Source organism: Vibrio sp. TMPB1044 (assembly GCF_030442075.1).
In the GTDB taxonomy this organism is placed as follows: domain Bacteria; phylum Pseudomonadota; class Gammaproteobacteria; order Enterobacterales; family Vibrionaceae; genus Vibrio; species Vibrio satsumensis.
The window spans coordinates 184,846-200,531 of record NZ_JAUJED010000003.1 but is presented as its reverse complement, the minus strand read 5'-3'; the positions used below and the strand labels follow the sequence as shown (position 1 = coordinate 200,531).

Sequence of the window (15,686 nt, the reverse complement as noted above, 5' to 3'; positions counted from 1 at the left end):
ATTTGGAGCCGAATAAATAAAATGTTAAATTGTCCGGATCTTGAGGCTCCTCTAACGCCTCGTTTCGAAAAGTATTTCTTTTTATGAAAGCACTAATAAGACTATCACTGAGCATCTGTACGCTGAGCTTTCTAGCTGGATGTGGTGAGAGTGTGAATCACGAGCAAATCCGCGAAAAAGGCTTCATTTATTGCGGCCAAGGTAATCCTAGTACCTTCAACCCACAACTGGTTGATAGTGGTATTACCGCAGAATCGCTGAGCCCTCAAATCTTCGATACACTGCTCACTCTTGATCCAATGACTTACCGACCAAGACAGAACTTGGCGACAAGTTGGTCTGTTGATAAATCAGGTACAGAGTACACTTTCAAACTGCGCCCAAATGTTGCGTTCCAAACTACAGACTGGTTCACCCCAACTCGTAGCATGAATGCACAAGATGTGGTGTTTAGCTTTGAACGTGTCATTGATAGTTCAAACCCATTTCATTATGTGGGCGGCGGCCTATATCCATGGTTTGCCGGCATCGACTTCAAAAACCTGATTGTCGATATCACTGCCGTTGACGACTTAACGGTGAAATTCCAATTAAGTCGCCCAGACAATTCATTTCTCAACAATATCGCCACCAGCTATGCGGTCATTCACTCTAAAGAATATGCCAACAAGCTCATTGCAGCGGATGAGAAAAATCAAATCGATTCCAACCCTGTCGGCACCGGACCTTTCTACTTAGATGAATACCAAATCAATGATCTAGTTCGCTTAAAAAAGAACAAGCATTACTGGAAGGGTGACGTAGAAATGGACCAAGTTGTGTTTGACACATCACAACGAGGGACTGGGACACTTGCCAAACTCCTTCGCAGTGAATGTGACGTGTTGAACTCACCGATTTCTAGCCAAATTCCTATTATTCAAGCTCATGAAGAGTTGCAGATTTCCGCCACGCCTGCGGTCAATGTCTCTTTCATCGCGCTAAATACTGAGCACCCAGCCCTGCGTGACTCTCGAGTACGTAAAGCATTGAATTTAGCCATCAACCGTCAGAACATTCTTGATTCTGTATATTACGGTACCGGTACTAAGGCCTATACATTGCTTCCTCCTACTTCTTGGGCTCACCAAAAAGACAGTGTTCAAGTTCGCTACGACCGAAACTATGCGATTGCGCTTCTTAAAGAAGCCGGTGTCGAGCCCGGATTAGAGCTTTCGATGTGGGTACCACTAGAGCCACGCGCATACAATCCAAGCCCAAGAAAAACGGCAGAGCTGATCCAAGCAAACTTGGCCGATATAGGTATTGAATTGAAACTCTATACCGACGACCGATTTGACCGCACACAATTGTCTTCTATTTCCTCAACAGATTTGTTGCTTACAGGCTGGATAGGCAATACGGGTGATCCTGATAACTTCTTACGTCCGCTTCTCTCATGCAGCTCTGAACGTGCAGGGTTAAATGTCTCTATGTGGTGTAATTCAGACTTTGATTTCCTCCTCGACTTAGCATTAGAGATCAATCAACAAAGGCACCGTGTGAACTTGTATCGACAAGCCCAAAATATTCTCAATGAAGAAGTTCCTGTTATCCCTCTGGCTCATGGCGTGCAATTCCGCGTGCACGATCGTTCGCTAACTGGTTTTAAGCAGAGCCCTTTCAATGCTCAACCTTTTGATCAAGTCAAAAGAGAGGTGCAGTAATGTTTTGGTATACATTAAGACGTGTAAACTTATTCATTATTACGTTAGGAATTCTGACATTAGTGGGTTTTGCTCTGCTTCGATTAGACCAAACCTCACCTTGGGCAATTCAAGATTTTTGGCCCGGTTGGCTTAGTTATATCACTGAATTGTCGACACTAAACTTTGGTCTAAGCAAGCATGGTGTCCCTATCATCGATGAGTTAGCCGTGGTTTTCCCTGCAACGCTAGAGCTGTGCTTCTTTGCCTTTGTGCTTGCGCTGTTTATAGGTATCCCTTTTGGCACGATTGCAGGTATGAGGCAAGGCAAGTTCGTCGATACCACCATTTCCTTCACCTCAATGGCTGGTTACTCTGCACCTATCTTTTGGGTCGCATTGCTGATGATCATGGTGTTTTCACTGCACTTTGAAATGTTCCCAGTTGGTGGTCGATACGACCTGCTTTACGAAATTGAACACGTGACTGGCTTCGCGATGATCGACGCCTTTTTTGCCGAAGGTCGCTACCGCGCACACGCATTACAAAGTGTTATCGAGCATATGGCGTTGCCTTGTCTTGTTTTAGCGCTGGCGCCAACCACTCAGGTCATCCGATTAATGAGAGCGTCAGTGGCTGAAGTAATGACGCAAAACTACATCCGTGCTGCGCGAATTAAAGGTCTTTCTACGAGAGAGATCATCACGCAGCACGTGCTAAGAAACGCGATACCTCCGATTATTCCTAAGGTCGGTGTTCAACTATCGAGTATGTTGACGCTTGCTATTATTACCGAGTCTATCTTTAACTGGCCGGGCATTGGCCGCTGGTTATTGGATGCATTATCGAATCAAGATTACGTTTCTATTCAAGCAGGCGTGATTGTGGTGGCAACCTTGGTTTTGACCGCAAACATTTTGTCCGATCTACTGGGCGCGATGATCAACCCACTGGTAAGGAAGGAATGGTATGCTAACAAATAACGTCTACCAAGAAGAACAAATTCCAACCCAGTTCGAACGTTTCTGGCGCAGCTTCCGTAGCAATAACCTGGCTATGTTTGGCTTGTGGTGTTTGGTGCTTATCATTCTGGTTACCGTCACCTCTCCGTGGCTAGCCCCCCATGATGCACAAGAACAAACCGGTCACCTATTAACACCGCCCTCTTGGGATCCTGCTGGCACGGTCGAATACTTTTTAGGTACCGATGACTTAGGTCGAGACATTCTTTCTCGCCTGATTATTGGCTCTCAGCTTACTTTCGGCGCTGCGGTGGTGATTACCTTTATCGCAGCAGTCATTGGTTGTCTGATTGGCGTACTCGCCGGGATGACTCGTGGATTGCTATCAAGCACGCTAAACCACCTGCTTGATACCGTTATGTCGATTCCATCTCTTCTGCTGGCGATTATTTTCGTGGCGTTCCTGGGCTTTGGTGAGTTTAATATCTTACTGGCCTTGTGTTTGGCATTGATTCCGCGCTTTATACGCTCAGTGTACATTGCCGTGCATGCTGAAGTAGAAAAAGACTATATTTTGGCTTCTCGCCTTGATGGCGCGAACGATTTCTATCTACTCTGGAACTCAATACTTCCTAACATTCTTACCGTGGTGGCACTTGAAATTACACTGGCACTATCAGTCGCGATTCTTGATATCACGGCCTTGGGCTTCCTAGGACTTGGCGCTCAAGCACCTAGTACTGAATGGGGATCAATCTTGGGTGATTCAGTCGAGCTGATTTACCTTGCGCCATGGACAGTAACCCTACCCGGCTTAGCTATTATGTTTACAGTTATCGTGATTAACCTCGTCGGTGAAGGTGTTCGCCAAGCGCTAAATGCAGGAATCGAATAATGCCGTTACTTGATATTCGACATCTAACTATCGAAATTGAGACTCCTCAAGGGATGGTTAAAGCCGTAGATCGAATGAGTATTACCCTCAATGAAGGGGAAATTCGTGGCTTAGTGGGTGAATCAGGCTCAGGTAAGAGCTTGGTTGCAAAAGCGATCGTCGGGGTTTGTAAAGAAAACTGGAAGGTTTCTGCAGACCGAATGCGCTTAGGTAATATCGACCTACTGCAACTGACTCCTAAAGAGCGCAGGCGTGTAATTGCTCGTGATATCGCGATGATCTTCCAAGAACCTTCTACGTGTCTTGATCCATCGGAAAAAGTGGGTAATCAGCTCATTGAAGCGATTCCTTCACACGCATTTGAAGGTCGTTGGTGGCAGCGATTTAAGTGGCGTAAGAAGCAAGCGATCGCGTTATTGCACAAAGTGGGCATCAAAGACCACTCTCGTCTAATGGACAGCTACTCTTATGAACTGACCGATGGTGAGTGTCAAAAAGTCATGATCGCAATGGCAATTGCAGCCAAGCCAAAAGTCTTGATTGCAGATGAGCCAACCAATGATTTGGATCCGATTACTCAGTCTCAGATCTTGCGTTTATTGAGCCGAATGAATCAGATCAATAACACGACCATCATTCTGATCGGCCATGACTTAACCACCATTACTCAATGGGCGACTCGCATTACCGTTATGTACTGTGGTCAGTCTGTAGAATCAGCTGATACGCAGAAGCTATTGGATGCACCCAAACACCCATATACCGTTGCTCTGCTAAAAGCGATGCCAGACTTTAACGACTGGATTCCCCACAAAGAGAAACTGCAATCTTTGCCAGGATCAATTCCGCCGCTGCAGCATCTTCCTATTGGTTGTCGATTAGGGCCTCGTTGCCCGTATGCGCAAAGGCAGTGTGTCGAGATCCCACATACCAAGCGAATCAAAAACCACAAGTTTAACTGTCACTTCCCTCTGAATATGGAGAAGAAAAAGAAATCATGAGTGCATTATTAGAAGTCAGTGATTTGTCTAAAGACTTTACGACTCGCTCTGGTCTTTTCCGTAAAAAGATCCATCAGGCGGTGAAGCCAGTTAGCTTTTCCCTCGAAGCAGGTCAGACGATAGGTTTTATCGGTCAGAATGGCTCTGGCAAATCAACATTAGCAAGAATGCTCGCAGGCATGGTTGAACCAACCGCAGGCGAGATCCGCGTGAATGGCGAAAAGCTAGAGCACAAAGACTACTCGACTCGTTGTAAGCTGATTCGAATGATCTTCCAAGATCCGAATACCTCGCTAAACCCACGCATTCAGATCGGTCGAATTCTTGAAGGTCCATTAAAACGAAACACCAACATGCCACCAGAAGCCCGTATGCGTCGTGTGAAAGACACACTACTGCGCGTGGGGCTTCTACCAGAACATGCTTACTTCTACCCTCAGATGCTTGCGGCAGGCCAAAAACAAAGGGTTTGTTTGGCTCGTGCCTTAATACTTCAGCCATCCATCATTGTCGCTGATGAAGCGTTGAATGGTTTGGATATGGCAATGCGCTCGCAAATCATCAACCTGTTCTTAGAGTTACAAGAAGAGATGGGCGTATCGTTTGTTTATGTATCCCAACACCTCGGTATTGTTAAGCACATTACCGACAAGATCATTGTCATGCACGAAGGTAATGTGGTTGAGAGTGGGGAAACGGATCAAGTGTTGACCAATCCAACTCACCAAATCACCCAAAGATTGGTTGAGAGCCATTTCTCCAAAGCGCCGAACCACTAATCTGTAATCACGCTTCATTCAGCAGAGGGGAAAAGTATGTTACGAACAGCTTCAATGCTTCCCCTCTTGTTGGTACTGTTTTCCTTTAACGCAACAAGCACACCACTCACTTGGCTAGATAGAACCTTCGTCGAAACTGCCTTTTATAACGTCGCGCTTCAACACGAATATTCCCAAGGCAACAAACCGCTCGCCAAATGGAAACAACCGATCAAGATTTGGATCGATCACCTCGTCGGTGATGAGGAACTACACCAAGAGCTCACAGAGCTTCATATCCAACACCTATCTGAAGTCACTCAACACCCGATAACAATCGTCAGTAAAGAGTCCGAAGCGAACGTTAAGTGGATATACACGAGGCAGAGCCAGTGGATATCTGAGGCGAAATCAGTGCTCAAGCTCAAATCAACTCAGCATTTAAATAGCGCCATCTGCACGGCGGGTTATCGAACCAATTCTAAAAGTGAGATTGTTTACGCTGGGATTGTAATTCCCGTTGATCAGGCAAGATCGAGAGGTAAGTTAGTCGCATGTATCGTAGAAGAGATCACACAAGCTCTAGGCCTGCCGAATGATTCAGATAAAGCCTACCCTTCTATTTTCAATGACCATACACCAGAAGACTTGATATCGCCCTTAGATGTGGTGCTACTGCAACTACTGTATGAACCCGAATTGAAAGCTGGAATGACAAAGTCTGAAGTAAAACCTATCGTTCGAAAGATACTCAAGAGATACAGCAAAACAGGTGTGCTTCAACAAGCTTCTAAAGCCGCACAACAAGCGCCCTTGTATCAGTTGATTGGGTATTGAAGAAAATACGTTGAAACAGCTTAGGTGAGATAATTGAATGATAGCGCTGCCTAAGAAAGGCAACGCTGACTTACGATGTTACAGTATTACGAAAGAACTAGCGCTTAGCAGCCTGCTTTTTCAATTCGAAATCGAACTCATCCGGGAACAAGATAACGCCTTCTTCTTGCTCGTTCGGGAATACTACAACAGCAAGCTCGTCGTCTTCTAGACCATTCGTCCAGCGACTGTGCCATTTGTTTAGCGAAATAGACTCAGCTTTACACTCAGACCAATCACCCGTTGCCCATGATTCTGCGAACTCTTGGTTTGGCCATACTGGAACACAGTCTTCATCTTCTGTGTTCAGCATTACACAACCGTGTTCATCGGTTAAGATCCATACTTCACGGTTTGCTACGATTTCTTTCACACAGTATTTCAGGCGTTGCTCGCCTGTATACTTGTTGATTTCAGCGATTTTTTTATCGTCTAGCTGTGTAGTCATCTTAATTTCCTACTTTAGTCAGTAACTTTGCTCTCAAAGCTATTCTATGCCGAGTGCTTTTAACTTCAAACATTATCGATGAAGAAGAAAATCTACTTCAAAGAAAAACGCCTGCTAAAGTAGCAGGCGTTTATTATTAAGTGACTTGATTAAACAAGCTCACCTTGCAGCCAAGGCCAGCCTTGCTTCTTACGGCTTAGTGTATTTTCCATCATCAATACGCCGTCTTTCTCGTGCTTAACCAATTTCTCAGCCCACTCACCTTTGTAAAGAAGGCGAGTTTGCGCAGTAGTGATGTCAGTTAGCATTACCGCAGCAAATGCTAGACCATCTTTCTCACAACGCTCTTCAAGATCAGCTTCTAGCGCTTCGATCATGCCGTCTACTTGCTCAAGAGTCGCAAGTTCAACTTGACCAACAACAACATCACGACCGTTGAATGGGTAGCCTTTAAGGTCTTTTTCTACTAGCTGTGCAGCAGATAGGCCTTCAATGTTTGTTTTAGCGATTAGAAGTGCTTTGATGAAAGCATCAACGTCTGTTACGCCAGCGATTTCAGCAAGCTCAGCAACAGCGTCTTTGTCTTTTTGAGTACATGTTGGAGAAGCAAAACCAACTGTGTCTGAAAGAATTGCAGACATCATTAGTTTAGCGATTTGTTGAGAGATAGCGTGACCTTCAATCTTGAACATGTTGAAAAGTACAGTGTTTGTACAACCAACAGGCCAGATCCAAGCTTCCATTGGGTTTACTGTCATCACGTCACCTAGACGGTGGTGATCGACAATACCTACGATCTCTGCATCAGCAACATCATCTGGTGCTTGTGCTAGATCTGAGTAGTCTACTAGCCAGATTTTCTCACCAGCAACAGAAGTACGAAGTTCTGGCATTTCAGCACCAGCAACTTCAAGAATGTGTTGAGTTTCGCGGTTGATCTCGCCTTGGCGAATTGGTGTCGCTTCCTCGCCACGAGCTTTAAGAAGCTCAGTTGCAACTAACGCACTACAAATACTGTCACTATCAGGGTTTTTGTGACCAACAACTAAAATCATGTTTCTTCCTATTACACTAACAATTATGACTCTACCTTTAGAGCCTCTCTTTATTACCCATACTTTACCTCATTTTTTTAGATTGGTCATGTTTCGTAGGTTTAGCCAATAGTAACAATAGATAAAAAACAACAAATGCAATTGATAATTATTATCATTCGTATATATTTATCTTAAGCCACTAATTTTGAGTAACACCTATGGATCGACTAATCTCTTTTTTACCAAGCAGTAGCGCTGCGAAAACAACTCAGTTTTCACTGTCATTTAAACGGCTACTATTACCTATCTCACTTGCAGCATTGGTTGCGGCGCCTGCTACGCGAGAACTGACGGTCACTACTTTATCTGACGCCTTCTGGGCAGTGTCATGCTATGTGGCTTTAACCTTGGCGATTTACCACTGGTTAAGCCTGTACATCAACAAAGATAACGTCTTCAACAAACTCGTCCATCAATCCCGCTCCAACCAAGTTGTCTTCGCAGCACTTATGGGGGCGCTACCCGGCTGTGGCGGTGCGATCGTGGTGACCACACAATTTATCTCAGGAAAACTCGGATTTGGTGCGGTAGTTGCTGTGCTCGTCTCCACCATGGGTGACGCCGCCTTCTTGTTGATAGCAAGTGAACCCAAAACGGGTTTGGCTATGATGGCGATGGGTGTGATTGTGGGTACTGCGTCAGGTCGAATCATTAATCTATTCCATGCGGATGACTTCTTACGTCCAAAACAAGCTGAGCAAAATGAAGCCGTTCGCAGTTGCTCATCTCAATCCCAAGACAAAGAATCCGTATCTAAAAAGGCGATCAACCTGCAAGGCTACCTATGGTCTGTACTAATTATTCCCGGCGCTGCAGTGGCCTTACTTGGCTCTTTCCAAGTAGATGTAAACGAGTTACTCGCGTTGCCTGAAATGTCGATGGAATGGACGGGAACAATTTTACTGATTAGCTCAATGTTTCTATGGGGTCTCACTCGCGAAATTGAAGATTACAAATCAGCAGTAAGTGAAGATGAGAAATGTTTAGGCTCTCATCCACTGCAAAAAACCGCTCAAGACACCAACTTTGTCACAGCGTGGGTTGTGGTTGCCTTTCTCTTCTTCGAATTTGGCTCTGTGCTAGCAAATGTGGATTTTGCGACGCTATTCTCAAGCTGGGGCATTATGCTCCCCCTGGCAGGGGTCCTGATGGGCTTGCTACCGGGCTGTGGACCACAATTATTGGTGACTAGCCTTTACCTTTCAGGTGCGCTTCCACTTTCTGCTCAGGTAGGTAATGCAATTTCAAATGATGGAGATGCGCTATTCCCTGCGATTGCGATGGCACCGAAAGCAGCACTGGTCGCAACCTTGTATTCAAGTGTGCCCGCTTTAATCTGTGCTTATAGCTATTGGTTTATGTTTGAGATCTAACTTGATCAGAGTTAACTACATAGGCTTCTGTAAGGTCGGTACTTTGTATCGGCCTTTTTGTTTCCGTCTGCTTAAGTCTTTCCACAGGTTCTTTTTACATTCCCTTCCTGCTTCACTGCTTCTACCACCTCTCTCAAACAGCGCGTTACAGCCTGCTCAAAACGCCCTCTATTAGCCCTGTTATAATGCTTATTTAGAAACACTAACACAGACATCTAAAATACAAAAAGCCCCTGTAAGAGTGCTTACAGGGGCTTTAATTCAAGCTTTAATCTTAGCTTTTAAGCGAGATGCTTAAGAAACTTCGATTGGACCACCGAATGAAGTTACTGGAGGCAGCTTGCCTTGGAACTTCTCGAAGTCGACCAAACATGTGTTTGCTGACGTTGCTTGAGCAAGTTCAGACGTACCGATGTCTTGAGTCAGTGTGTTTGGATCGCCGTATGTATCTAGCGCGCCCACTTTCTCGTTGATCGGACCGTACCAAGCACCTTCTTCGATACGAACAACACCAGGAGCATAGCTATCCATTAGAACAGCACCCGCTAGTAGTTGACCACGGTCGTTGAACACACGTACTACATCGCCATCTTTGATGCCTTTCTTCTTAGCATCTACTGGGTTGATGTAGATTGGCTCACGGCCTTGTACCGCGTAAGTCGCACGCCACTCTTCAGATTCACACATCTGAGAGTGAAGACGCTTGTCTGGGTGACAAGATTGTAGCCAGTACGGGTGTTTGTCAGAGCCAGGACCACCGTGTGAACGTTCAGATTTCTCGAACCACATTGGGTGTTCTTGACAGTGCTCGTAGCCCATATTGCCAACAGTACGGCTTGTGATTTCGATGAAACCAGAAGGTGTACCTAGTGCGTTGATCTCTGGATCTTCACGGAATGAAGCGTGACGAGTCCATGGCTTACCTTTACCGAAGTCTAGGAAACCTTTCTCCCAGAACTCAGCAAACTCAGGCATTTCGAAGCTGCCTTCATTTGAAGCGCGACATTCGTCGTACAGTGATTTAACCCACTGCATTTCGTCCATACCACGCGTGTAATCGTCGTAACGACCCCAACGCTTAGTCAGGCTAGACATGATCTCGAAGTCAGTCTTAGACTGGAACAGAGGATCCACTAGCTTGTGCATCGCGATCAAACCACGACCAGAGTATGCGCCATAACCATCAATATCGTTTCGTTCCCACTGAGTACATGCAGGAAGCACGATGTCAGAGTGACGACAAGTTGCAGTCCAAGCAAAATCAACAGCCACTACAGTTTGTAGGCTCTTGAATGCTTTACGCATCTTGTTGCGATCTTGGTGGTGGTGCCACGGGTTGTTACCACTAAATACCATCATCTTGATATCAGGTAGTGTTACCGTTGAACCATTCGCTTTGATCTTCTTACCAGGCTCTAGCAAGCTATCAACCCAACGAGCAACTGGGATTACGCGGCTGTAGCCGTTGTAATCTGTGTTGGTGTACTTAGGTGATTGACCTTGGTCGATGTTCAGCGGGAAAGAACCCGGAGCAGCGAAGCCAGTTGAAGATACACCGATACCAGAGTAGTGGTGACCGTAAGAGATACCACCGCCCGGTAGACCAATTTGGCCAACCATTGCTGCGATAACTGCACACATCCAGTAAGGCTGTTCACCGTGCTCTTGACGTTGGATACTCCAACCCACAAGAATCTGTGTACGACCGTTAACCAGCATCTTAGCGAAGTCACGGATAGAGTCCGCGCTTGCGCCACAGATAGCAGAAGCCCACTCAGGTGTCTTCTCAACTTTATCTTTCGTTTCACCTTGAACGTACTTGATGAAGTCTTCAAAACCTAGACAGTAAGTTTCGATGAACTTCTTGTCGTATAGGCCTTCGTTGTAAAGCACGTGAGCAACACCAAGCATGAACGCCACATCAGTTTGTGGGTTGATGTACATTTGCTCGTTTTCTAGGTAACGACCTGTTTTGTTTTTAACAGGGTCAACAGAAACAACGTTGATCTCTTTCTTAGCAACTTTTTCTTTCAGCTGTTCTAGGTATGCGAACGACTCGTGAGTCTCACATGTCCAACCTACTTGCAGGTTTTTAACTGGATCGTTACCCCAAAGAACAATGTTGTCACTGTTTTCTAAGATAAGTTCCCAAGATGTACCTTGTGCGTAAACTTCAGTAGAACCTAACACGTAAGGCATGATCGTTTGACCAGCACCTGTTGAGTAGTCACCGATTTTCTTCACAGAGTAACCGTGAAGTGCCATTGCACGTTGCATGTGGTTAGTACAGCTGTGGAACTGACCCGTTTGTCTCCAACCAGTTTGACCTGTGTGAAGCGCCCATGGACCGTAATCTTTCTGTACGCGCTCTAGCTCGCGGTAAACAAGGTCTAGTGCCTCATCCCAAGTCACACGAATAAAACGGTTGTTACCACGCGTGTCTGCGCTGTATTTATGCTTCTTCAACCAATCTAGGCGAACCATTGGGTAACGCACACGTGATGGGCTGTAGATAATACCTTTAATACCTTTCAACATCTCAGTTGGGTGTTGATCGATTTCTAGAGGTTTAATTTCTTGTACTTTACCCGCATAAACACGAGCTCGGAATGCACCCCAGTGAGAACCAGAGACTTTCCACGCACCGTCTGTTTCTGCTGCAGACGCTGATGCCGACGCCAATAAGCTTGGACCGATAACCGATGCCGCACTTGTAGTAGCGACACCTTTCAGAAAACTTCTTCTTGTAATTGCCATTGTGTTACTCCAATTGACGTCTTATTAGTGATGGCCTTCAGAAAAATCTGATGAGTGCTTCTGTAGATACTTAAGAACCAGTGCTTCTGTATCTGTATCGAAGTTAACGAATGCAATCATACCATCTAGCATGCCTACCCAACCGTTAGCGCTGAAGTGAGCTTCATCTGGCTGTGAGTGACACGTTGAACAGTTAGATTGGTACGCTTGACCCGCTGCGTTCCAGATTGGATCGAAGTTATCAACCATAGACTCTTTCTTCATCCAAAGTGCTAGGTTAACTTCTTCCCATGGAAGGCCAGTAAGCTCATCTTCTTTCTTCTCACCAACAGTGATAACGTCACTTTGAGATACTTCTTTCGTCAAGATTGCAGTTGAGATGTTCATACCGAAGTCTTCTTGGATTACACGTCCGAAGCCTTTCGCTTTACGCCAACCGTCGATTTGAATCTTGATCATGTCGCCTTTTTCGTCGATAACCGCAACTTTACTTGCAGGGCTTAGTAGACCCGCTTCTACTGTTGCTGTTTCATCTGTGTACATTGGTAGGTGACGAATAGAGATCACGTCAGAACCATTTGTGTAAGATGTGCTGCTTGCTACGTTTTCTAGCTCGCCAACAATGCCGCTTGCTGATGCCATATCCATTGGAAGGTTGTGAGCAATACCTTTATGACAGTCAACACAGCTTTGATCACGTTCTGCTGCATTCTTCATCTGGATACGCGCTGTTGGGCGCATGTTCTCGAAGTCCATTGAATCGTAGTTGTGACAGTTTTTACACTCTAGAGATTTGTTCGAAGAGAAACGATCCCATTCGTGTTTAGCCAGTTCGATACGACGAGCTTCGAATTTCTCAGGTGTATCTAGGTCACCAAATACTTGAGCGAATACTTCTTTAGATGCTTGCATCTTACGAGCGATTTTTGCTGTCCATTCATGTGGAACGTGACAGTCAGGACAAGTAGCACGCACACCAGAAGTGTTTTTCCAGTGAACCGTTTCTTGCAGTTCTACGTACACGTTGTCACGCATCGTGTGACAGCTTACACAGAACTCTTCTGTATTTGTGTGTTCTAGCGCTGTATTGAAACCGCCCCAGAAAATAACACCGGCGATAAAGCCACCCATAGTTAGTACACCAAGACTGATGTGTACTGCAGGGCGAGTCATTGTGCGCCATAATTTAACTAAAAATGATTTCATGTTTAGCTCTCTTAAATATTGATTTTAAAAAATGTTGTTACTAGAGGGCATTACATGCCGCCGTGAGCACCAGGAGGTCCGAATACAAACACTTGCAGTGCCCAAACTAGGAAGCCGTAACCGCCTACAAAAGCCACACTTAATATTGGAAAGAGAACCACCGCGATGAAGAGGAAAGACTTCCACTCCAACGAGCGTTTTTCGCCAGTTTCAATTTTATTAACATCACTCATACATTTTGCCTATTTTGTATTTAGTAATTTCGAGTAACCCATTCTATGGGGCTAAAGTTCTTGAGTATCTAACAACAAATTTTAGACCATACACAAAGTAGGGTTCAATCAAATCCCCCGTTATAACCCTTGCTAATCAATACTTTTTTGAGGTCATCCAAACTTGTTTTCAGTTAAACAAAGTTATTAAAAAGTATTAACAAATGTGAAGAATTAAGTATATTTCACAAATGTTAAAAACCAACATGCGCGCAACCATCTGACAACCAATTTTAACTTTTTACCTACTAAGTAGTAGCTAAAAAAGCCTCAAACAACCACTATTTTGTGTTTTGTTTGTTAAATGATTGATCATTTTTAGAATTGGTGACTTTACAGTTGAAATGCATGATTTGGTACTTTCAGATATGATGGAGACCACTTAAAAGGAATCATTATGCAAGACGTTATTGATATATCTTGGTGGCAGTTATTGTTCTTCAGCTCACTTCTCTTGCTACCCATTACCATCAACCACAAATTAAAACTCGGCCTTGGCAAAGAAGCTTCTATCAGCATAATTCGCATGGCTGTTCAATTATTTCTCGTTGGTCTTTACCTAGAATATCTGTTCACGTTGAATAGCTTGTGGGTCAATTTACTGTGGTTGCTTGCGATGATTATCGTCGGAGCAAGCTCGATTGTTGAAAAGTCTAGGCTACCAAGAAACCTACTTTTGGCTCCTGTCGCCATTAGCCTTGCGGTAACTTGTGTACCTATTGTCTTGTTCATCTGCTTTTTCATCATTAAACCAACACCGGTTTTTAACGCGCAATACCTTATCCCGATAGCAGGGATGTTATTGGGTAATAGCTTAAGCAGTAATATAGTGGCATTGCAGAACCTGTTTGATGCTTTTGAAACGCAGAAATCAGAATATGAAGCGGCAATCGCGTTAGGAGCCTCACCAAGCTATGCAGCTTCGCCTTTTGTACGTAATGCAATACAGAAAGCGATGTCTCCGATTATGGCTTCTATGGCTACGACAGGCTTAGTGACACTACCAGGAATGATGACAGGACAAATTCTTGGTGGGGCGTCACCGATGATCGCGATTAAGTATCAACTGATGATCATGCTGGCTATTTTCGTGATGATGAGTTGCTCTTTGGCACTTGCTCTTCACCTTTCATTGAAGAATTGCTTGACGAAAGAAGGACGAGTTCTCGCTAAAATACAGCCTTCGAAATAACCTCCCCACTCCCTTGAGGCCTGGTTACTCACTGAATTTGAGACAGGTTATCCACAGAAATTGTGGATAACCAAAACAATATAGATCCTTTTTTGTCCATTTCCACCCAAAGAACGATCATTACCGTTGATCCTTCGGTGTTTTCAAAGACATATACACATACGTTGAGTAATACTATTGAGCGTTCACATGACAATTTGAGAAGTGAGTGAGTAGGTTTTCCACAAATAAAAAACGGCCTGCAATGCAGACCGTCTTCTGGTAAATGTCATAAGTCAGTTCAGTATTGTCACTGAGCTTCAACTAATCTCGTAAACTGAATTAGTCACGTAAATAGATTAGCCAATACCACATACCAACAAAGATACCACCGCCAATGATGTTACCGATGGTAACGGGCAGCAAGTTGTTCATCAAAAAGTCCATCATGTTCAGGTCAACATAGTCCGCTGGGTTAGCGCCTGTCATTGTCCAGAATTCAGCTGGAGCAAATGTTTTAATGCCGATAGCTAAAGGGACTTGGAACATATTCGCAATACAGTGCTCGAAACCAGCCGATACGAACATCGCAACAGGTAAAATCATTACTGCGATTTTGTCGGTCAGTGTACGTCCACTAAACGTCATCCATACCGCGATACAAACCAATACATTACACATGATACCAAGCGCGATAGCTTGGATAAAATCGTGGTGCATCTTGTGTTGGGAAATCGCCATTGCATTTAAACCAACCTGGCCATGGTCAAACATGTACTGTTTGGTCAGAAGCATACATGCCACCAGCAACAATGCGCCAATCAAGTTACCTACATAAACCGTAGCCCAGTTCTTGACGAGCGTGCGCCAAGTAATTTTGCCACTTGCACGAGCAACCAGAGTAAGCACCGAGCTGGTAAATAACTCACCACCGGTAACAACAACGAGAATTAAGCCCAAGCTAAATGCAAGGCCACCTAATAGGCGAGTAATACCCCAAGGCAAATCACCAGCACCGGTCGTTACGATGGTGTAGAACACAAACGCAATACCGATATGTATGCCAGCGGAAATCGCTAAGAGAAAAGATTTGATTGGGTCTTTGGTTGCTTTACCTACGCCAATATCTGCAGCGCGCTCAGCCATTTGTGGCGGTAATAATGAGTCAAATTGGTTTAGATTCAT

At 44.7% G+C, this 15,686-nt stretch carries 14 protein-coding genes; 8 read left to right on the top strand and 6 right to left on the bottom strand.

Annotated features, from left to right (window positions below):
• The first annotated feature begins 83 nt into the window (after positions 1 to 83).
• From sapA to QQ041_RS01270, 6 genes are read left to right on the top strand one after another with little or no spacing between them, the layout of a single operon-like run.
• On the top strand, positions 84 to 1,706 hold the full coding sequence (gene sapA, locus QQ041_RS01295) for an ABC transporter substrate-binding protein SapA (protein ID WP_285952933.1): 1,623 nt from the start codon (positions 84 to 86) through the stop codon (positions 1,704 to 1,706).
• The gene (locus QQ041_RS01290; RefSeq protein ID WP_060982810.1) at positions 1,706 to 2,668 is read left to right on the top strand and encodes an ABC transporter permease subunit; all 963 of its coding nucleotides are present in this window, start codon (positions 1,706 to 1,708) and stop codon (positions 2,666 to 2,668) included. Before sapA ends, QQ041_RS01290 begins: the two co-directional genes overlap by 1 nt.
• Positions 2,655 to 3,542 (top strand): putrescine export ABC transporter permease SapC, encoded by an 888-nt coding sequence (gene sapC / locus QQ041_RS01285; protein WP_060982811.1) that lies wholly within the window; start codon positions 2,655 to 2,657, stop codon positions 3,540 to 3,542. The genes QQ041_RS01290 and sapC overlap by 14 nt, the downstream gene beginning before the upstream one ends.
• A complete protein-coding gene (locus QQ041_RS01280) occupies positions 3,542 to 4,543 on the top strand; it encodes an oligopeptide/dipeptide ABC transporter ATP-binding protein (protein ID WP_060982812.1) in 1,002 nt (333 codons plus the stop codon). Before sapC ends, QQ041_RS01280 begins: the two co-directional genes overlap by 1 nt.
• A complete protein-coding gene (locus tag QQ041_RS01275) occupies positions 4,540 to 5,322 on the top strand; it encodes an ATP-binding cassette domain-containing protein (RefSeq protein WP_017060304.1) in 783 nt (260 codons plus the stop codon). Before QQ041_RS01280 ends, QQ041_RS01275 begins: the two co-directional genes overlap by 4 nt.
• Before the next feature lie 36 nt (positions 5,323 to 5,358).
• Entirely contained in the window at positions 5,359 to 6,138 is a 780-nt protein-coding gene (locus tag QQ041_RS01270) for a DUF2927 domain-containing protein (protein ID WP_285952932.1), read from the top strand.
• A gap of 97 nt (positions 6,139 to 6,235) precedes the next feature.
• On the opposite strand, the gene QQ041_RS01265 is transcribed toward QQ041_RS01270, so the two are convergent.
• Both QQ041_RS01265 and QQ041_RS01260 read right to left on the bottom strand, forming a co-directional pair.
• On the bottom strand, positions 6,236 to 6,625 hold the full coding sequence (locus tag QQ041_RS01265; protein WP_004734596.1) for a DUF2750 domain-containing protein: 390 nt from the start codon (positions 6,623 to 6,625) through the stop codon (positions 6,236 to 6,238).
• 149 nt (positions 6,626 to 6,774) lie between these two features.
• A complete protein-coding gene (locus QQ041_RS01260) occupies positions 6,775 to 7,680 on the bottom strand; it encodes a manganese-dependent inorganic pyrophosphatase (RefSeq protein WP_215403179.1) in 906 nt (301 codons plus the stop codon).
• Between the two features lie 200 nt (positions 7,681 to 7,880).
• Between QQ041_RS01260 and QQ041_RS01255 the strand changes: the two genes are divergently transcribed.
• Complete coding sequence (locus tag QQ041_RS01255; protein WP_285952931.1) at positions 7,881 to 9,095, top strand: putative manganese transporter; 1,215 nt, start codon at positions 7,881 to 7,883, stop codon at positions 9,093 to 9,095.
• A 294-nt stretch (positions 9,096 to 9,389) separates the two neighbouring features.
• Here the strand turns inward: QQ041_RS01255 and torA are convergent, their stop codons facing one another.
• From torA to torE, 3 genes are read right to left on the bottom strand one after another with little or no spacing between them, the layout of a single operon-like run.
• Positions 9,390 to 11,852 (bottom strand): trimethylamine-N-oxide reductase TorA, encoded by a 2,463-nt coding sequence (gene torA, locus QQ041_RS01250; protein WP_146491867.1) that lies wholly within the window; start codon positions 11,850 to 11,852, stop codon positions 9,390 to 9,392.
• A gap of 24 nt (positions 11,853 to 11,876) precedes the next feature.
• Positions 11,877 to 13,058, bottom strand: a complete 1,182-nt coding sequence (torC, locus tag QQ041_RS01245) for a pentaheme c-type cytochrome TorC (RefSeq protein WP_146491866.1) — start codon at positions 13,056 to 13,058, stop codon at positions 11,877 to 11,879.
• 50 nt (positions 13,059 to 13,108) lie between these two features.
• On the bottom strand, positions 13,109 to 13,291 hold the full coding sequence (torE, locus tag QQ041_RS01240; RefSeq protein WP_008222628.1) for a trimethylamine N-oxide reductase system protein TorE: 183 nt from the start codon (positions 13,289 to 13,291) through the stop codon (positions 13,109 to 13,111).
• A gap of 436 nt (positions 13,292 to 13,727) precedes the next feature.
• On the opposite strand from torE, the gene QQ041_RS01235 reads away from it, so the two are divergent.
• Complete coding sequence (locus tag QQ041_RS01235) at positions 13,728 to 14,522, top strand: ABC transporter permease (protein ID WP_146491865.1); 795 nt, start codon at positions 13,728 to 13,730, stop codon at positions 14,520 to 14,522.
• Positions 14,523 to 14,843: 321 nt separating this feature from the next.
• Here the strand turns inward: QQ041_RS01235 and focA are convergent, their stop codons facing one another.
• Positions 14,844 to 15,686 carry a formate transporter FocA gene (gene focA / locus QQ041_RS01230; RefSeq protein WP_048614492.1) on the bottom strand — a complete coding sequence of 281 codons (843 nt, stop codon included), beginning with the start codon at positions 15,684 to 15,686 and terminating at the stop codon, positions 14,844 to 14,846.

What these genes read in the sequence shown, in the direction of transcription:
- torE (WP_008222628.1), bottom strand. Translation starts at nt 13,291, where the DNA reads ATGAGTGATGTTAATAAAATTGAAACTGGCGAAAAACGCTCGTTGGAG.
- QQ041_RS01235 (WP_146491865.1), top strand. Translation starts at nt 13,728, where the DNA reads ATGCAAGACGTTATTGATATATCTTGGTGGCAGTTATTGTTCTTCAGC.
- sapA (WP_285952933.1), top strand. Translation starts at nt 84, where the DNA reads ATGAAAGCACTAATAAGACTATCACTGAGCATCTGTACGCTGAGCTTT.
- QQ041_RS01270 (WP_285952932.1), top strand. Translation starts at nt 5,359, where the DNA reads ATGTTACGAACAGCTTCAATGCTTCCCCTCTTGTTGGTACTGTTTTCC.
- QQ041_RS01280 (WP_060982812.1), top strand. Translation starts at nt 3,542, where the DNA reads ATGCCGTTACTTGATATTCGACATCTAACTATCGAAATTGAGACTCCT.
- QQ041_RS01275 (WP_017060304.1), top strand. Translation starts at nt 4,540, where the DNA reads ATGAGTGCATTATTAGAAGTCAGTGATTTGTCTAAAGACTTTACGACT.
- torC (WP_146491866.1), bottom strand. Translation starts at nt 13,058, where the DNA reads ATGAAATCATTTTTAGTTAAATTATGGCGCACAATGACTCGCCCTGCA.
- sapC (WP_060982811.1), top strand. Translation starts at nt 2,655, where the DNA reads ATGCTAACAAATAACGTCTACCAAGAAGAACAAATTCCAACCCAGTTC.
- QQ041_RS01255 (WP_285952931.1), top strand. Translation starts at nt 7,881, where the DNA reads ATGGATCGACTAATCTCTTTTTTACCAAGCAGTAGCGCTGCGAAAACA.
- QQ041_RS01260 (WP_215403179.1), bottom strand. Translation starts at nt 7,680, where the DNA reads ATGATTTTAGTTGTTGGTCACAAAAACCCTGATAGTGACAGTATTTGT.
- QQ041_RS01290 (WP_060982810.1), top strand. Translation starts at nt 1,706, where the DNA reads ATGTTTTGGTATACATTAAGACGTGTAAACTTATTCATTATTACGTTA.
- QQ041_RS01265 (WP_004734596.1), bottom strand. Translation starts at nt 6,625, where the DNA reads ATGACTACACAGCTAGACGATAAAAAAATCGCTGAAATCAACAAGTAT.
- focA (WP_048614492.1), bottom strand. Translation starts at nt 15,686, where the DNA reads ATGAATCTAAACCAATTTGACTCATTATTACCGCCACAAATGGCTGAG.
- torA (WP_146491867.1), bottom strand. Translation starts at nt 11,852, where the DNA reads ATGGCAATTACAAGAAGAAGTTTTCTGAAAGGTGTCGCTACTACAAGT.